Origin of the sequence: Psychrobacter sp. AOP7-A1-24, assembly GCF_052376235.1 — a bacterium.
Taxonomy (GTDB): Bacteria; Pseudomonadota; Gammaproteobacteria; order Pseudomonadales; family Moraxellaceae; genus Psychrobacter.
Window position 1 is genome coordinate 1 of sequence record NZ_JBQSVM010000023.1, and the last position, 16,448, is coordinate 16,448.

Sequence of the window (16,448 nt, forward strand, 5' to 3'; positions counted from 1 at the left end):
AAGGTGCCGCTAGTCGGTATGCAAATCTATAAAAAACATCTTTATTCAATCGTTTATTTAGCTAACTCGCTTAACCAAACACTCGCCACAATATCCAAAACATCCCTATCATCAAGAGAGCAATCACGAGCAGTCGTTTTAGCCAATAGGGCAGTAGAGATTTCTTATAGCCCAAGTCATTTAGCTGATTGTCGACACCATCTTGCAATCCCTTAAAACCTTGGTTTTTCTTGGTAGTCTTAACGCGATTTTTTACCAGTGGCCCAGGTTCATCTTCCTCTTGCTCTCTATCAAAACTGATGGCGCCATTCGGAATACCTTGTTTACTAGCGATCGTATTGAGTTTTTGTTGTTGCTTTACCTTTAGCTGGGTTTCATAAGCATCAATTCTGCTTTTGGCTTCATCCATGCTGATGTTTTCGTCTGCCGACAAAGTTTTAATAGCCATTACGAGGTTATTTTTTTCGATCATCATAATGACGTCTTTTGGCAACTTTGTATTGACCGATTTGTCACTAGGGTCGGGGTTAAACATGATTGTCCTTATTACGACATATAAGTTTGAATGAGTAGTGTGCTCATTATAACCATGTTAGATAAGCAATGTTCAAGCAAAAAAATACCGCGGCCACTATTGTGACGGCGGTATTTTATTATTTATCTTTATCAGCATTTCTACCAATATTTAATAAATTATAGATCTTTCCAACGTTGGATAGATTCTTTGATAACTTCTTTGGCTTCGCTCACGTCACCCCAAGATTCAACGACAGTGGTGCCCGCTTTTTTCAAGTCTTTGTAATGACTGAAATGGAACTCTAGTTGATTGATTAACTGCTTTGGTAGGTCTTCTAAGCTGTTGTAAGCATTGCCTGTGTCGCGATCGTCAGCAGGAACAACAACGATTTTGTCATCTACTTCGCCATCATCAACAAACTTCATTACACCGATAACTTTGGCTTTTAAGAAAATGCCAGTTGGCAGTGGCTGTTCAGTCAATAGCAATACGTCAAGCTCATCGCCATCTTCGTCAAGTGTTTGTGGAATGAAACCATAGTTACAAGGTTTGGCAAAAATCTGTGGGTCAATACGGTCAAGCTCAAATACGGCTAATTCGCGATTCCACTCAATTTTATGGCTGCTACCAGCTGGGATTTCTACTACTACGTTGATGATGCCGCCGTCTACGTCGCCTGCGTCCAAAATTTTATTAAAATCTGCCATAAAATGCTCCAATTTGCTTTTGTTTTAAATGTTTGAATAAGGGGCCGTGCTAGGGATACAGTAAGGATAGTTGCTGTGTCCGATTTGTACTGCATGCGATTATAGCAAGTTTGTACTGAATTTTCTCTTAATGCTTAAGTCTAAGCGTGCAAGATATTATGCAAAAAAAGATTATGCAGAGGTAGGCTCAAAACTCATTTGGGTGTGATTGCTCGCAACTCAATCAGTCCAGCATGGCGCTTGGCGATGTTATCAACAAGTTTTTGAGTGACTACATCATAGCTGAATGAATTACTCGTGTGCTGTTCGGTTTGCGCTTCTGGCTCTTTTTGCTCTGAATCTGTTTGCATGGCTACAAAGTCAGACAGCCGTAGCATTTGCATGCCTGCATAACCACAAGGATTGATAGCGTTAAATGAAGATAAGTCACAATTTAGATTAATGGCAATACCATGATAGCTAAAGCCATGCTTAATCTTGAAGCCTAGCGAGGCCATTTTTCCAAGCATAATTTTATTATCAAGAGATTTATTATCTGTAGTGGTGCTGTCGTCTGTTGCAGTATTGTCGGCATATAGGTAGACACCAGGGGCGTCACGGCGCGCATGCGCACTGATATTATCACTGTTAGATGGTGAGCTACGCAAACAGTCATTGATGACGTCTTCGATCGCTTGCTCAGCGTGTGAAACGAGATTGCGCACACTCCATTTGAGACTGTCCAAGTCAAATAACCAATAGATAACCAATTGCCCATGACCATGCCATGTCACCTGACCGCCGCGATCTGTCTTGATGATAGGCGTATCAGTACGCTGCAATATATGCTCTTCTTTGCCTGCCTGCCCAAGTGTGTAGACGTCGTTATGATCGACAATCCATAATTCATCAGGCGTACGCAGCCCTTGCTGCTTTTTTAGATCAATACGTTCGAGAGTACGTGCCAACATTGCATCGAGAGTAGGGACATAATCGGCCGTTGATAGAGATTTACTAATAAGCGTATCATTAAGAGGTTGTGTGTCATTTTGCATGAGAGTATCTGTCTTATTATTATCAAGGTGAAAATAAATAATGCTCATTGGTAGTGTAGCAGTTTTGGCGACTCTCGCCCAAAGTTATATGCTATCCCAATGTCTATAGAAGGTGTAAATACTAATAACATATAGCTTGGTAATGAGCGATGAAATAACAGGTATATAACAGCGCCAAGTGACTCATAGCGGTGCTACTAGTACAAACGCACTAGTTGACCAAAGGTACTGTTCATTGCTCAGTCGATGCGCTACATTAAAGTATGGTAAATGGAATCTGATGAAAATGTATGGTCAGAGCAGGTTATCAACGAGCGCACCCGACTAGACAGATAGAGCTTCTAACCAAATATAGTGCAGTGACTACAAACCTTATGACTATGACAAGGAAGGCAAATGACAGATAGTAACCAAAGCGCCCATGAGCAGGCAGTGACCGATACAGGTTTTGAGCTGCAGCGTGTGCCTGAAGCACTAAGTACGGCAACGACTATCGATGAGATGAAAGCACAGTTTTTGCGCTTGCAGATATTAAGTCGTACGCAACCAATCAATGATTGGGGCACTCGTGCAACGCAACTAGACAATCTAGAGGTAATGCTGAGTGATAATCAAGAAAGCTTTGCAAAAGCTATTAGCGCAGACTTTGGCTATCGTAGTCAGTCAGAGACACAGTTTGCTGAGATGTTTCCTAGCTTTACTGGTATTAGCCACGCCAAGAAACACGGCAAAAAGTGGATGAAAACACATCGTGCGCCTATTTCAGCATTATATATGCCAGCCCATAATGAAATTCAACCACAGCCATTGGGTGTGGTCGGTATTATGGTGCCTTGGAATTATCCCCTGTATTTGGCAATAGGGCCAATGATTGACGCGCTGACTGCGGGCAACCGAATCATGGTCAAGATGAGTGAGGCTGCACCGCAATTTGCTCAGGCATTCGCTGATGCCATTGCTCGTTATTTCTCACCAGATATGATTTGTGTGGTGCTCGGTGAAGTTGAAATTGCCGCCGCCTTTAGTGAGTTACCGTTTGATCATCTGCTATATACAGGATCGACTGCGGTAGGCAAAAAAGTGATGGCAGCAGCAGCGCCTAATTTGACACCAGTGACGCTTGAGCTTGGCGGCAAATCACCAGTAATTGTACTAGATGATGCCAATCTAGAATCTGTTGTCAATCGTGTAATGATGGGTAAGACGCTAAATGCTGGACAGACATGTATTGCGCCAGATTATGTCTTGATTCAACGTCAGTATCATGACCAATTCATTCAGCTAGCAAAAGAGTGGATGACCAAACACTATCCTAATATTGAAGAAAATCCAGACTATTCTCGCATCATTAATAGTGATCAGTTTAAACGGGTAAAAGGCTATTTAGATGCTTTAACAGATGGTGAGATGCATGCGCTAACTACCGCCGAGGCCAATATAGAGACTCGCCTCATGCCACCAGTCATCGTCAGCGAGCCTGCGCCTGATAGTGAACTCATGCAAAACGAGATTTTTGCTCCGATTTTGCCGCTGATGCATTATGAAACGCTTGATGATGCCATTTACTTTGTGAACTCGCGCCCACGGCCATTGGCGCTATATGTGTTCAGTGATAACTATAGCAGTATCGAAAACGTGCGCAACAACACGGTCTCAGGTGGTCTTTGTATCAACGAAGTTTTGATACATGTGGCTCAGCACGATTTGCCATTTGGTGGTGTGGGTGACTCTGGTACAGGTGCCTATCATGGTAAGGCTGGCTTTGAACGCCTCAGCCATATGAAGCCTGTATTTGTACAAACCAAACTTAATGGCCTTAATTTATTGTTGCCGCCGTATGGTGGATTGTTTAAAAAGGCGATGGCGTTGTTCTTGAAGTAAAGGTCTTTAAAATAACCGTTTTTGAAATAACGGTTCTTGAAGTAGACGTTTATTGTAGTTATGAAAGTAAGTAGTGACCTTTGTTAATCGATATCATAACAAATAGCACCCACCCAAATGGGTGCTATTTTTTTGTCTAAAACATTGATTGCTTAAATATGAATTTCTAAAGTTTAGTGCTATTTACCATAAGAGCGGTATCAAGATTGTCGTAAATTTATCTAGTGCATTAGTCGACAAATAAGCATTTGTCATCACTTCTAGAAGTCGTTACACTTTGTAGTAAGTCCAAACAACAGTAGATAGTAGCTGAATGGCTTATAGATAGCATTGGTAATATCATATAGCGACGTTTAGCCGTTTTTCTTTAGTTCTATTGTTTCAACAGTAATTTTATACCGATACAACATGATAATAGGAAAGCGCATGCGCCAATGGATTGCTTTAAGCTTACTGTGTATGAGCGCGTTACTACTGCCTGTATCGGCTTCTGCCGCGTGTGAGTCGCCGATTAAATTTGGGGCACTAACTTGGGAGAGTGGGCAGTTTACTTCCGGTGTGCTCAAATATATCGTAGAAGATGGGTACGGCTGTACGGTAGAAGAAGTGCCAGGAGCCGGTCCTGCACTTGATACCGCGTTATCACAGAACGACATTCAGGTCATTGGGGAGCAGTGGATTGGACGTTCGCCAATCATGGAAAAAGCTATTGAGCAAAATAAAGTGGCTGTCATTGGCGATACGCTAAAAGGCGGTGCAACTCAAGGTTGGTATGTTCCAAGGTACGTCTTGGAAGAGAACCCAGGACTGCGCAGCTATCAAGATTTACCTAAATATACTGAGCTATTTAAAGACCCTGAAGAGCCTAGTAAATCACGTTTTATGAACTGTCCATCTGGTTGGACCTGTGAGATTTTTAACACACGTTTGCTAAAAACCACTGGTTTAGACAGTCTCTTTAACAACGCACATCCTGGTACGGGTGCTGCTCTCGATGCTGAAATCGCTTCCGCTTTTGAACAGCATAAGCCACTGCTGTTCTACTACTGGCAACCCACTGGGCTAATGGCAAAATACGACCTTGCGCCATTAGAGTTTCCAGCTCATGAGGATGAATGTTGGCAAAACTTACTGCTCGCCGATGGTAAGATGGACTGTGTGTCAGGGTTTCCCGTATCACCCTTAGGTATTGCCGTTTCTACGCCATTTATCGAATCCAACCCTGAATTAGCAACTGTCTTTGAAAAGGTGCAATTTACCTCTGATGAGCTAAATAGTGCTATCTTGGAAATGAGCGAAAGTAAACGCACTGGCGACGAGCAAGCTATGGTATTTTTACGTGAAAACCCAGACGTTTGGCAAGCGTGGTTATCCGATGAAGCAGCAACTAATCTATCTACTAAGTTAGGCCTTAGCTCAACGGGTGCTATCGATACAGAGACAGCTGCATCAAACACCAATCAGTCAGCGCTATCATCAAGCTTTCCTTCATGGTCGCTTGAGACACCACTCAATAATGCTTTAGCAAGCGTCGTTCAAAACTATGGCGATGTATTCCGTACTATTAGTACGATGGCCCTTACTTATCTGCTACTACCTATTGAGCGGTTATTAACTGCTATTCCACCTTGGCTTATTATTGCATTTGTGACCGTACTTGGTTGGTTTGGTGTCCGCAAAATTTGGTTTGCGCTGGCATGTGGTGCAGGATTGTTTTTGATAGGTGCTTTTGGATTGTGGGGCGCACTGATCGATACTTTAGCGCTGCTTATCGTATCGGTACTGGTTACGGTTGTGATTGGTATTCCTATTGGTATCGCCATGTCAGGTAGCAAGCTACTACGTAAGCTAGTGACGCCAGTGCTAGATGTCATGCAGACGATGCCGAGTTTCGTCTATCTTATACCAGTGCTGATGCTGTTTGGTATTGGTAAAGTGCCTGCGTTATTTGCAACCGTCATTTATGCGCTGCCACCCTTGATTCGTTTGACATCATTAGGGATTGCGCAAGTTAACCATGAAATGGTTGAGGCAGGACGCTCTTTTGGTAGTACCCATCTACAGCTGCTTCTTTGGATTAAACTACCACAAGCATTGCCCAGTATTATGGCAGGTATCAATCAGGCCGTGATGATGTCGCTGGCTATGGTGGTATTGGCTTCAATGATTGGTGCTCCTGGGCTTGGGGAAGACGTACTGCAATCTATCCAAACGCTCAATATCGGTCAAGGCTTACAAGCAGGTACGGCTATCGTTATCATTGCCATTATTATCGACCGTATCACGCAAGCATTTGGTCAAGGTAAGCGTACCCGTCAAAAAACCATTGAAGCAGGTAGACGTCCGATTGGATAGAAGGTTATCTGATGGGATATGACTGAACTTATGTTAATCGACCACCGTCATAATAATAAAAACCACATGAACAATGAGAGCAATGAGAGCAATGATGAATCATATCCAATTAAAAAACATCAGTAAGATTTATAATGCCAATAGCACGCAAGCACAGTCTGCATTGGCATTACTGGCTGAGGGTATGGATAGCATCAAGGTAAAAGAGCAAACGGGCTATTCAGTTGGCCTTTATGATATCAATCTAGATATCAAGGCAGGTGAGTTGCATTGCATCATGGGATTGTCAGGTTCGGGCAAGTCAACGCTGATACGACATATTAACCGCTTGATCGATCCAACCAGTGGCGAGATATGGGTAGATACTGCTCTGAATAGAGACCATGCGACTCACACTACAACTGATAGGCAATTAGCGACAGATAATGTAAGTACGGTAGTAGTAGAAGAGAGCTCTGCTACGGCTACTAATATTTTAGCGCTCAATGACAAGCAGTTGCAGCATTATCGTCAACAGACAGTCAGTATGGTTTTTCAGCACTTTGGCTTAGTGCCACATATGACGGTTATACAAAATGTCGCATACGGTTTGCGTGTCCGAAAAATGAGCGTAAACGAGCGACATGAAACAGCTAGACATTGGCTTAATGAAGTGGGGCTATCAAATTTGGAAAACAGCTACCCTGATGAGCTTTCAGGCGGTATGCAGCAGCGCGTTGGTCTAGCTCGTGCCTTAGCGACGGATAATCCAATTCTGCTAATGGATGAAGCGTTCTCTGCACTTGATCCACTCATTCGTGCTCAGTTGCAAGACCAACTACTCGAATTACAAGAACGATTGAACAAAACCATTGTGTTTATCACTCATGATATTGATGAAGCTGTCAAAGTAGGTCAGCGTATCAGTATGCTAAATGGCGGTCGACTCATACAAACGGGTACGCCGAGCGAGTTGCGACATAATCCTTCTGATGATTATGTTGAGCAGTTTATGAGTGCAAAAGCGTAAGCCGTAATAACCACCTACAAATAGATTTTCTGGATAAACTTGGGTGATATCTTTATGAAGGGGTTAAGTAATTGCCATCATCTTACGGTCGTTTCGCTACAATCAAAAGTGAACTCTGAAATAAATACCAAACTTCGTTATACTGAACGATTTATCGATGGCTCATAATGAATAAGCGTGTATTGTTTGTCGTTCATATATGATGTCGCTTTGTCTATCAAATGACGTTTGTTTTTTATTTTTGCACTTTTAAGGCCATAGCATGATTGTTTCTTATGCACCTATTATTACTTCATTACTTGATAATGATTTGTACAAATTTACGATGTTACAAGCCATGCTGCATCAGTTCCCGCAAACCCATGGTGTTTACCGTTTTCGCTGCCGCAATAATAAAGATGCAGCCTATCCATTGTCTGATATTCAAAAAGATCTAGAGCAGCAACTAGACAGCTTATGCGAATTACGCTTTTTGCCAGATGAGCTAGAATACTTACGTAGCCTACGCTTTATTCGCTCGGATTTTGTGGACTATCTAGAGCTGTTTAAATTAAAACGCCGTTTTATTACGGTAAGTACAGACGATAAAGGTCGCCTGTTTATTGATATCGAAGGGCCGATGATTCAAGCGATGTTCTTTGAGGTATTTGTGTTGGCTATCGTTAACGAGCTTTATTTTAATGCGCTCTCTAATGATAGCGTGATTGAAGAAGGACAACGTCGCCTTGATGAAAAAGTGGCGCTATTGCATCAGTATGCCGAAAAGCAAGCTCAGTACGGTCAGGATACGCCGCCATTTATTGTCGCTGATTTTGGTACGCGTAGGCGCTTTAGTCAACGCTGGCAAGCACATGTTGTAGAGACCTTACATAAAGCCGAGCCAAAGATTGTCGGTGGTACATCAAACGTGTATTTGGCCAAGCAATTAGGAATGACGCCAATAGGCACTATGGCGCATGAGTTTATGCAGGCATTTCAGGCATTAGATGTGCGTCTGCGTGACTCACAAAAGGCTGCGCTTGAAGCATGGGTGCATGAGTATCGTGGGGACTTAGGTATCGCGTTGACTGATGTGGTCGGAATGGACGCGTTTTTACGTGATTTTGATTTGTATTTTGCCAAGCTATTCGACGGTCTGCGTCATGATAGTGGCGACCCTTACATCTGGGGTGATAAGGCGATTGCCCATTATGAGAAGCTAAAAATAGACCCAAAGACAAAGATTTTGACCTTTAGCGATGGGTTAAATTTAGAGAAGGCGTGGGAGCTGCATCAATATTTCAAAGATCGCATTAGAACCAGCTTTGGTATTGGTACCAATCTGACCAATGATATGGGTATCACACCGATTAATATCGTGCTTAAATTGGTAGAGTGCAATGGTCAGCCAGTCGCCAAGCTGTCTGATAGCCCAGGCAAGACCATGATCAATAACGACACGTATCTTGCCTACCTGCGTCAAGTCTTTGAAGTTGACGAACCAGAGTAAACCGAATATTAAACTGTTGCGTTGCCAAATGAGATTGATGTGCTTGGTTTGACTAATCAGCTGCTACCCAGTGGCTGTTTTCTATTTAACTATCGAGACTGCTGGTAGATTTTTCTTCAGCAAAGGCTACATCCAATGCTTGCTGTACAGCATTGATACGAGTTTCGCAAACACGATAAGCGGCAATCGACTCTTCAACCGTTGTCATTAGGTTATCAATATCAGGCTCATCCTGCTGCTGCAGCTCAGCCGCATTGGTTTTTAAGATATCATAAGCCGCCTTAAAGGTTTTTGGGGCGGCTTTTTTGCGTCGGCGAGTAGGGGTAGTCATGAAGCTTCCTAATTTTTAAAAGTAAGATAAGTAATCGTTATATATTATTATGTGGTTAAGTTAGAGTGTTTGAGTTTTCCGGCGCTTTTTGATTCGTATTGACATCGACAATCTGCGCTTTTGCGTTGCCATCTTTTAAAATGATATTGACTGTTTGTTCAGCAGACAGTTGAGTGCTACTGGTGAGTGTCTGCTTGTCTTGAGCATCTGTGAGCATGGTATAGCCTTGCTTGAGCACGCGAGACGGACGATGTAATAGCACAATATCACGTAGATGTTCGCTATCGCGCTGTGCTTGCACAATTTTCTGCTGCGCGTTTTGCATGATTGACGCTTGATAACTTTTGCTATTGGTAGCGGCTTTTGCGAGTTGTTGATGCGCTAAGGTTTGCGTTTGCGTGTATCGCTCAGCCGTCAATCTGCTTGCCTGTTTTACTTGACGCTGGGCACTTTGTTGAATACTACGCCATGCATAATCACTGTCTTTTCGTAGAGCGGTGAGTTGTCCAATCGTTTGCGACTGTATTTGGCTCAACTGGCGTGCGGTTTGTTGCTCAGCAATATTTAGTTGACGCTGAGCCGCTTGCTTGATTTGTGCTTGATATTGTAGCGTCTGAGTGACGAGCTGAGCCAAATGACTATGGATAGCAGCAATCACCTTTGAGGGTGTGTCAAAGCTGGTATGCGCCACTTCATCTAAGATGACTTTGTCACGCTCATGACCGATGCCCACCCAGACAGGGACGGGCTGCTCAGCAACCAAAGCTGCCAACTCATAATCATTGAGATAAGCCAAATCACCAACCGCACCGCCGCCACGAATAATAACCAACAAGTCTGGTAGACGCTGATAAGCATCGTAAAACTGCTGCTGGGCGCTAACGATGGCTTGGCGGATTTCAGCGGGCGCATGATTACCCTGAAAAGTCGCATTATGATAGTGGAAGTGACACGCACCTGTACTGGCTAAGCGATCGGCATCGGCTTGAAAATCACCCAATCCAGCTGCCTTTTCAGGGGCGATGACCAGCACATGCTCGATATCAAAAGGGGCAGGTAGCTGTTGATTAAGATGTAATAGCCCCTCACCTGTTAAGCGGTCGACCATTTCTGCATATTGCCGTGCCAAATCGCCTAGCGTATAGCTGGGGTCGATATCTTCAATGGTGATTGAAAAACCGTACTGGGCATGGAACCCTGCCGATACTTTGAGGAGTACGGTCAAGTCACGCTCAAGCGGCATACCGGTCGCGCGTTCAAACTTGGCTAATACACGAGCAGCTTTAAAGCGCCAGAGATTGCCACGACAACTGGCGACTACTTTGCCATCGTCGTCTTTTTCTGCCAGTTCAAAGTAGTAGTGACCACCTTTACTCGACAGATTACGGATTTCAGCCTTTACCCATACACGGTGGTCAAAAGTTTGTTTGATGACCATCTCAACCGCTGATAAATAATCGCTTAGACGTAGGACCGTATCCTCTAAATGGTCTTCTTGCTCAGCGAGTTCAGCCTCTAGAGTTTCCAAATCTTTGGCAGGTGTTAATACTTTGGCCTGTTTAATATTTGAAAGATTGGGTTTGCGCATAATATTAGACCAAAGATAATGAAAATATAAAAACTGACGAAGATGTGCTGAATACGATAGCGCATAGTTTAACTCAAAAAGGAAAGTACAAAAAGCGAAGCCAACAAGCTTTGATTGATATATTATCTATATCGCAGTTTGTTGGCTACTTGATGAGTGGGTATGGTATGTCGTTTGTTAGCGAACGGATTGTTAGTTTTGTTTCATTGACAGGCAGTTGTTGTTATTGGCAACGGAAGTTAATGTTGTATTCATAATCATCGCCACGTGACAAATCTGGTGTACCTGTGCCGAAGATTGAGCCAACAACAGCACCTACTTGGCCAACCATACGGCCAGTGCGTTCGTTCAAGATACCATTGTATTTTGTGTTGTCATCAACGATGATCACTTGCTTGCTTCGACAAGTCTTTTGAGCACTATCGATCGCATTTTGCTGTGCTTTGACTTTGGTCTCGGCGATACCAGTTGTCTCGTAGATAGAGTTGGCACGTTGGATCACTGGTGAAGAAGGCGTGCTTTGACAGGCGCTCAAAGCAAGTGCAGCCACTAACGTTGCCGTCAAACTGGCAGTTTTATTAAAAGTATTCATAAACAACTCCTGATTTATATAAACAGAACGTCTTAGCAATAGGCAAAGCTTTATGAAAATAGCTTATCTATCTATTGAATGTCTAGAGCGTTATTGTGTGATGTATTACGGATATATTGCCAATGAATCTTGTAATAGATACAAACTAGTTTGAAACCCCAAGAACAGTAATATTTCAAAAATGCAGACAACCTTTATTGACCAAAAATAAAACAAGTCGCATCCGTACACAGCAAATCACTTGAAATATAAATTGTATCTAGGATAATTGAGCCATTCATTTTTTATTAATAAGTAATACTATGCAATTGATTCCTGCTCCTGCTGGTGTGCTCGAGGTTGACGCACTGTGGCAAAATGATAATCCTAACGATCCAAATACAGATACTGTGGCGCTGCTGTGCCATCCTAATCCGTTGTTTAATGGTACGATGAATAACAAAGTGGTAACTACCATGTATCGCTTTGCTCGCGACAATGGTATGCATGTGGTGCGCTTTAACTTTCGCGGCGTTGGACAATCGACAGGCGAGCACGATTATGCGGAAGGTGAAGTGGTCGATACAATGACCGTGCTACAATGGATTGCTGAACAAACCAATGCTCGAAAGCTATGGTTGGGTGGTTTTTCTTTTGGTGGCTATGTCACGGCACGCGTGGCTGAGCAAGTGCTTGAAGCATCACATATATGGGGATTGGATGACTTTAAAGTAGCGAGAATAGCTCTGATTGCACCATCGGTTGAAAAAAACGACAGTACTGATATTAGTCTGCCTGCGGATAGAACTTTTGAGATTTATGGCAATGCGGACGAGGTGATTGAACCTCACAATATGCAAGCATTTGCAGACCGGTTGGGTATTGAAGTTAGCGTAGTTGACGGCGCTGGTCACTTTTTCCATGGTCGCCTATCAGAGCTCAAAGGTTTATTAGACAAGCATAGCTTTGGACAGGATAGCTAAGTTTATTCATAGCTAGCTCAGCTTCATAGTTTTCGTTTTGATATGGTTTAGCATGGCTTGATAGCGTTATGCTAAATTGCCCTATTATTTTGATATTTATTTAATTCAACGATGAGTCGTATTATGAGTTTATCTCCATTGCAACGTTACGAGAAAGCCGTCAGTACAGATGAGTTTACTCGGGATGAGCAGCAATTTCAGGCCATGAGCTATCTTGATGAGATATATCAACAGCTCATCAATAGCGCACCGCAAAAGAAAGGCTTTTTTGGCTTTTTAAAATCAAAACCTGTTGCGCCAACAGGTCTTTATATGTGGGGCGGAGTCGGCCGTGGTAAAACATGGATGATGGACATGTTTTATGACTCGTTGACCATCGAGCGCAAGATGCGTCTGCATTTCCATCATTTTATGCAACGTGTCCATAGAGAGCTCAACAAACTACAAGGTGAGAGCGATCCGTTAGAGAAAGTTGCTGATATTATCTATAAAGAAGCGGTCATCATCTGCTTTGATGAGTTTTTCGTTTCGAACGTCTCTGATGCCATGATATTAGGCGATTTATTCACTATGCTGTTCAATCGTGGTATTACTTTGGTTGCTACCTCAAACATTGAGCCAGCTGGACTGTATAAAGACGGCTTACATCGTGACCGTTTTATGCCTGCTATTGCGGAAGTTGAGCGTCATACGACGGTAATGAATATCGACTCTGGAATCGATTATCGTCTGCGCGTATTGCAACAAGCTGAGCTATACGAAGCGCCACTTACTAAAGCGAACTATCATTGGTTAGCCAACCGTTTTGCAAGCCTGTCGAATAATCAAAAAATTAGTAAAGAGCCCATTACTATCAATGGACGAGAAGTAAAAATCAACGCTTGTACCGAAGATATCTTATTCTGTGACTTCCGTCATCTCTGTATGGCGCCGCGCTCAGCAGCTGATTTCATTGAACTTGCCAAACGATTTAGCACCGTTTTAGTTGACTCTGTGCCAGCGCTAGATGATGATACTTACCGTGATCCAACGCGCCGTTTTATTTATCTCGTCGATGAGTTTTATGATCGCCGTGTAAAATTATTGGTACGAGCAGAGCAGCCGATTCTAGAACTGTATCAAGGAGAGAAGCTGGCGTTTGAAATTGAACGTACTCGCTCACGTCTGCTTGAGATGCAGTCAGAAGACTATCTACGCATGGATCATCGAGTCGAAGATGTTGCGTAGCTTAGTTTGTTGCTGAGTTGAGGCTGCCTGTGTGTCGCTCTCAACTGCTCTATAGCCTTTAAAAAAATAAGAAAATGACATGATAAATAATAAGTAGTGACAGATAATAATAAATAAGGATAAAACAATGACTACAGCTGACGATACTAATAATGAAAGCCAAGAAATAAAAGACAAAAAACTGTCTGTTAAAAAAGTAGCAGCGAATGATATCTCATCTACCAGTGATGAGCTGATAGGTTGGATTAACTCAAGACGCAGTATGGGCAATTTAGATGAGCCAGCACCTACACGTGCGCAGATTGAATCTGCCATTGGGTGTGCGGCAACTGCGCCAGATCATAAAAAATTGCGTCCGTGGCGCTTCATCGTGACGCAAGGTGAGGCGCGCCATGAGTTAGGCCGTGCCTTGCTCGAAGCTGCCCAAATAAAAGTGCTACAAGACGGTGAAGAGTTGTCTGAGAAAACTATTGCTAAAACTCAAAATATGCCATTGCGAGCGCCGCTAATCATAACGGCTGTGACTCAAATGCAAGAACACAAAAAAGTACCACCTTTCGAGCAAATGCTAAGTGCGGGTGCTGCTGTGCAAAATCTAATCTTGGCATTAAAAGCTCAAGGGTTTAGTACGGTTTGGCGCACTGGGCTACTATGCAATGAGCCTGCGGTAAAAGCGTATTTCGGCGTAGGTCCAGATGATTATGTGACCGCTTTTGTTTATACTGGCACAAGTCCCAAGGATGAGTCCAAACGCAAACCTATCGATATCGAACCGCTAGTTTGCTTTGAGTCGTAATGTAGCTCAGTACTGTCTATTTATAAAATTGTAATTTCACAAAGTTGTAATTCAAAAAGAGTCAAGCCAGTAACTGAATACTATATATTCTATTGATAATACGTTAGTCAACACGGATAAAAGAACATGACAAGCCCTAACAACAGTAATAAAAGCAACAGCAGTGCTAACAATGAGACGGATAAAGAGTCATCTGAGAAGCAGAACGGTATGCTTGCAGGTATCTTTGAGCGCGCAACCAAGTCAGGTCTCGGCCGTAAGAAGTCAAACCCTAACCCTGTCGAATCAGGTGTAGCAAAAGATATGGCGGACATTCATAGCAATCCGACTAAGCTACGTTTGGCGTTTTTAGGTGGTGGTAGTTTCGGTACGGCAATGGCAAATTTAGCCGCACGTAATGGCTGTGATACCACGCTGTGGGTACGTAACAAGCGTACCGTAAAAGCAATGTCGAAAACACAGACCAATAAAAAGTACCTACCAGGCTATAAACTTGATGATCGATTGAAATACAGTCATGATTTGGCGGCAAGCGTCAAAGACAAAGACGTTATTTTTATTGCTGTGCCAGGTCTGGCCTTTCGCGAAACGCTAAAAAATATCGCACCTTTTATCAGTGGTCAGTCTATTGTATCGTTGACCAAAGGTATGGAAAAAGACACCTTTGCGATGATGAGTGACATTATCAAAGAAGTATTGCCAGAAGTGAACTTTGGCGTCATGTCTGGGCCGAATCTTGCCATAGAAATCATGAAAAATATGCCGTCTGCTACGGTTATTGCAAGTAAGTCAGAACCACTACGTCATGCCGTACAAGCAGCATTGCACAGTGCCTTTTTCAGAGTATTTGCTAGTGATGATGTGCGTGGTGTTGAGCTTGGCGGGGCTCTAAAAAACATCTATGCAATCGCTATGGGTATGGCAGCCGCTTATGAAGTAGGTGAGAATACCAAGGCAATGATACTTACTCGTGCTTTGGCAGAAATGAGTCGTTTTGGCGTTGAAGAAGGCGCCAATCCGCTTACTTTCTTAGGCTTATCTGGGGTAGGTGATTTATACGCTACCTGTAGCTCAGAGCTAAGTCGTAACTATCGTATCGGTAATATGCTCGGTCGCGGTATGAGTATTGATACAGCGGTTAAAAAACTTGGTCAGACCGCTGAAGGGGTGAACACCATCCAGCAAGTTCATGAAAAGGCGACCAAAGCTGGTATCTATATGCCAATTACTCATGCGCTCTATGCAGTCATTTATGAAGACAAGGCTGCTCTAGGCGTTGCTCTACATCTAATGGAAGCAGGATTCCGTAGCGATGTTGAGTTTGTCATGGCGCATGATAATAGCAATGCAGCACTTACCGCTCATATGAAAACCTCTGGCAGTAATACCAATAGCAAAGATGGCGATACTGATGAGTAAGACACACCATTAAAAATCAGTATCAAGAGAGTCGAGCTTAGCGCTCCAAGGAAGGTTATGAAAATTATATTAGTACGTCATGGTCAAGCAGAAGAAGAAACACGTCCAGATAGCGCGCGTCAGCTGACGGACTTTGGTCAGCAGCAAGCAGCACAAACGGCAGAGTATGTGACCACTCACTATAGCCCAGATCGTTTTTTGGTTAGCCCTTATACGAGAGCACAGCAGACTTTATCTGCGTTCCAGTCAAGAGCGCCGCAAGTCGCCTCATCTGTGCAGGACAGTATCACGCCATCGGATGATGCTCGCCAAGCTTTAATAGGTATTGCCAATATTGAAGCTGAGTGTTTGGTCGTTGTTTGTCATATGTCTATTGTCGCTTATATCGCAGGATTGCTTACAGGCGATTATCCTGAGTCCTTCTCTTTAGCAGAAGCCAGAGTATTTGACATGGAGTTTGTGATGACTGGTATGGCAACGGAAGTTGATCGTTTTGTTCCTGAGCAGCCTTACTAGATTTCTAATATTTTGATAACCGCAG

General features: G+C 43.1%; 15 protein-coding genes. 9 read left to right on the forward strand and 6 right to left on the reverse strand.

Annotated elements, in window-relative coordinates; genetic code table 11:
- Positions 1–70: 70 nt before the first annotated feature.
- The 3 genes from ACT3QQ_RS09120 to lipB form a co-directional block, all read right to left on the reverse strand.
- Complete coding sequence (locus ACT3QQ_RS09120) at positions 71–535, reverse strand: hypothetical protein (protein ID WP_444527760.1); 465 nt, start codon at positions 533–535, stop codon at positions 71–73.
- A gap of 158 nt (positions 536–693) precedes the next feature.
- Positions 694–1,224 (reverse strand): inorganic diphosphatase, encoded by a 531-nt coding sequence (locus ACT3QQ_RS09125; RefSeq protein ID WP_290177799.1) that lies wholly within the window; start codon positions 1,222–1,224, stop codon positions 694–696.
- Positions 1,225–1,418: 194 nt separating this feature from the next.
- A complete protein-coding gene (gene lipB / locus ACT3QQ_RS09130) occupies positions 1,419–2,258 on the reverse strand; it encodes a lipoyl(octanoyl) transferase LipB (protein WP_444527761.1) in 840 nt (279 codons plus the stop codon).
- A 396-nt stretch (positions 2,259–2,654) separates the two neighbouring features.
- Here lipB and ACT3QQ_RS09135 point away from each other — a divergent pair, with 396 nt between their 5' ends.
- The 4 genes from ACT3QQ_RS09135 (at position 2,655) to pncB (ending at position 8,992) form a co-directional block, all read left to right on the forward strand.
- Positions 2,655–4,139 carry a coniferyl aldehyde dehydrogenase gene (locus ACT3QQ_RS09135; protein ID WP_444527762.1) on the forward strand — a complete coding sequence of 495 codons (1,485 nt, stop codon included), beginning with the start codon at positions 2,655–2,657 and terminating at the stop codon, positions 4,137–4,139.
- Positions 4,140–4,565: 426 nt separating this feature from the next.
- Positions 4,566–6,494, forward strand: a complete 1,929-nt coding sequence (locus tag ACT3QQ_RS09140; protein ID WP_444527763.1) for a glycine betaine ABC transporter substrate-binding protein — start codon at positions 4,566–4,568, stop codon at positions 6,492–6,494.
- 94 nt (positions 6,495–6,588) lie between these two features.
- Entirely contained in the window at positions 6,589–7,503 is a 915-nt protein-coding gene (locus tag ACT3QQ_RS09145) for an ATP-binding cassette domain-containing protein (RefSeq protein WP_444527795.1), read from the forward strand.
- A 262-nt stretch (positions 7,504–7,765) separates the two neighbouring features.
- Positions 7,766–8,992 (forward strand): nicotinate phosphoribosyltransferase, encoded by a 1,227-nt coding sequence (gene pncB, locus ACT3QQ_RS09150; RefSeq protein ID WP_444527764.1) that lies wholly within the window; start codon positions 7,766–7,768, stop codon positions 8,990–8,992.
- A gap of 85 nt (positions 8,993–9,077) precedes the next feature.
- On the opposite strand, the gene xseB is transcribed toward pncB, so the two are convergent.
- From xseB to ACT3QQ_RS09165, 3 genes are all read right to left on the reverse strand, one after another.
- Complete coding sequence (gene xseB / locus ACT3QQ_RS09155) at positions 9,078–9,323, reverse strand: exodeoxyribonuclease VII small subunit (RefSeq protein ID WP_444527765.1); 246 nt, start codon at positions 9,321–9,323, stop codon at positions 9,078–9,080.
- A 55-nt stretch (positions 9,324–9,378) separates the two neighbouring features.
- Positions 9,379–10,911, reverse strand: a complete 1,533-nt coding sequence (xseA, locus tag ACT3QQ_RS09160) for an exodeoxyribonuclease VII large subunit (protein ID WP_444527766.1) — start codon at positions 10,909–10,911, stop codon at positions 9,379–9,381.
- 223 nt (positions 10,912–11,134) lie between these two features.
- Entirely contained in the window at positions 11,135–11,503 is a 369-nt protein-coding gene (locus tag ACT3QQ_RS09165) for a hypothetical protein (protein WP_444521987.1), read from the reverse strand.
- Positions 11,504–11,805: 302 nt separating this feature from the next.
- Here ACT3QQ_RS09165 and ACT3QQ_RS09170 point away from each other — a divergent pair, with 302 nt between their 5' ends.
- The 5 genes from ACT3QQ_RS09170 (at position 11,806) to sixA (ending at position 16,423) form a co-directional block, all read left to right on the forward strand.
- Positions 11,806–12,465 carry an alpha/beta hydrolase gene (locus ACT3QQ_RS09170; RefSeq protein WP_444527767.1) on the forward strand — a complete coding sequence of 220 codons (660 nt, stop codon included), beginning with the start codon at positions 11,806–11,808 and terminating at the stop codon, positions 12,463–12,465.
- A 123-nt stretch (positions 12,466–12,588) separates the two neighbouring features.
- A complete protein-coding gene (zapE, locus tag ACT3QQ_RS09175; RefSeq protein WP_444527768.1) occupies positions 12,589–13,692 on the forward strand; it encodes a cell division protein ZapE in 1,104 nt (367 codons plus the stop codon).
- Positions 13,693–13,819: 127 nt separating this feature from the next.
- Positions 13,820–14,488 (forward strand): nitroreductase family protein, encoded by a 669-nt coding sequence (locus ACT3QQ_RS09180; RefSeq protein ID WP_444527769.1) that lies wholly within the window; start codon positions 13,820–13,822, stop codon positions 14,486–14,488.
- A gap of 126 nt (positions 14,489–14,614) precedes the next feature.
- Positions 14,615–15,907, forward strand: coding sequence for an NAD(P)H-dependent glycerol-3-phosphate dehydrogenase (locus ACT3QQ_RS09185; protein WP_444527770.1), 1,293 nt, complete (start codon positions 14,615–14,617; stop codon positions 15,905–15,907).
- 57 nt (positions 15,908–15,964) lie between these two features.
- Positions 15,965–16,423, forward strand: coding sequence for a phosphohistidine phosphatase SixA (sixA, locus tag ACT3QQ_RS09190; protein ID WP_444527771.1), 459 nt, complete (start codon positions 15,965–15,967; stop codon positions 16,421–16,423).
- Positions 16,424–16,448 lie beyond the last annotated feature (25 nt).

What these genes read in the sequence shown, in the direction of transcription:
- ACT3QQ_RS09180 (WP_444527769.1), top strand. Translation starts at nt 13,820, where the DNA reads ATGACTACAGCTGACGATACTAATAATGAAAGCCAAGAAATAAAAGAC.
- ACT3QQ_RS09120 (WP_444527760.1), bottom strand. Translation starts at nt 535, where the DNA reads ATGTTTAACCCCGACCCTAGTGACAAATCGGTCAATACAAAGTTGCCA.
- pncB (WP_444527764.1), top strand. Translation starts at nt 7,766, where the DNA reads ATGATTGTTTCTTATGCACCTATTATTACTTCATTACTTGATAATGAT.
- ACT3QQ_RS09170 (WP_444527767.1), top strand. Translation starts at nt 11,806, where the DNA reads ATGCAATTGATTCCTGCTCCTGCTGGTGTGCTCGAGGTTGACGCACTG.
- ACT3QQ_RS09140 (WP_444527763.1), top strand. Translation starts at nt 4,566, where the DNA reads ATGCGCCAATGGATTGCTTTAAGCTTACTGTGTATGAGCGCGTTACTA.
- ACT3QQ_RS09125 (WP_290177799.1), bottom strand. Translation starts at nt 1,224, where the DNA reads ATGGCAGATTTTAATAAAATTTTGGACGCAGGCGACGTAGACGGCGGC.
- xseA (WP_444527766.1), bottom strand. Translation starts at nt 10,911, where the DNA reads ATGCGCAAACCCAATCTTTCAAATATTAAACAGGCCAAAGTATTAACA.
- ACT3QQ_RS09145 (WP_444527795.1), top strand. Translation starts at nt 6,589, where the DNA reads ATGAATCATATCCAATTAAAAAACATCAGTAAGATTTATAATGCCAAT.
- ACT3QQ_RS09135 (WP_444527762.1), top strand. Translation starts at nt 2,655, where the DNA reads ATGACAGATAGTAACCAAAGCGCCCATGAGCAGGCAGTGACCGATACA.
- ACT3QQ_RS09165 (WP_444521987.1), bottom strand. Translation starts at nt 11,503, where the DNA reads ATGAATACTTTTAATAAAACTGCCAGTTTGACGGCAACGTTAGTGGCT.
- xseB (WP_444527765.1), bottom strand. Translation starts at nt 9,323, where the DNA reads ATGACTACCCCTACTCGCCGACGCAAAAAAGCCGCCCCAAAAACCTTT.
- lipB (WP_444527761.1), bottom strand. Translation starts at nt 2,258, where the DNA reads ATGCAAAATGACACACAACCTCTTAATGATACGCTTATTAGTAAATCT.
- zapE (WP_444527768.1), top strand. Translation starts at nt 12,589, where the DNA reads ATGAGTTTATCTCCATTGCAACGTTACGAGAAAGCCGTCAGTACAGAT.
- ACT3QQ_RS09185 (WP_444527770.1), top strand. Translation starts at nt 14,615, where the DNA reads ATGACAAGCCCTAACAACAGTAATAAAAGCAACAGCAGTGCTAACAAT.
- sixA (WP_444527771.1), top strand. Translation starts at nt 15,965, where the DNA reads ATGAAAATTATATTAGTACGTCATGGTCAAGCAGAAGAAGAAACACGT.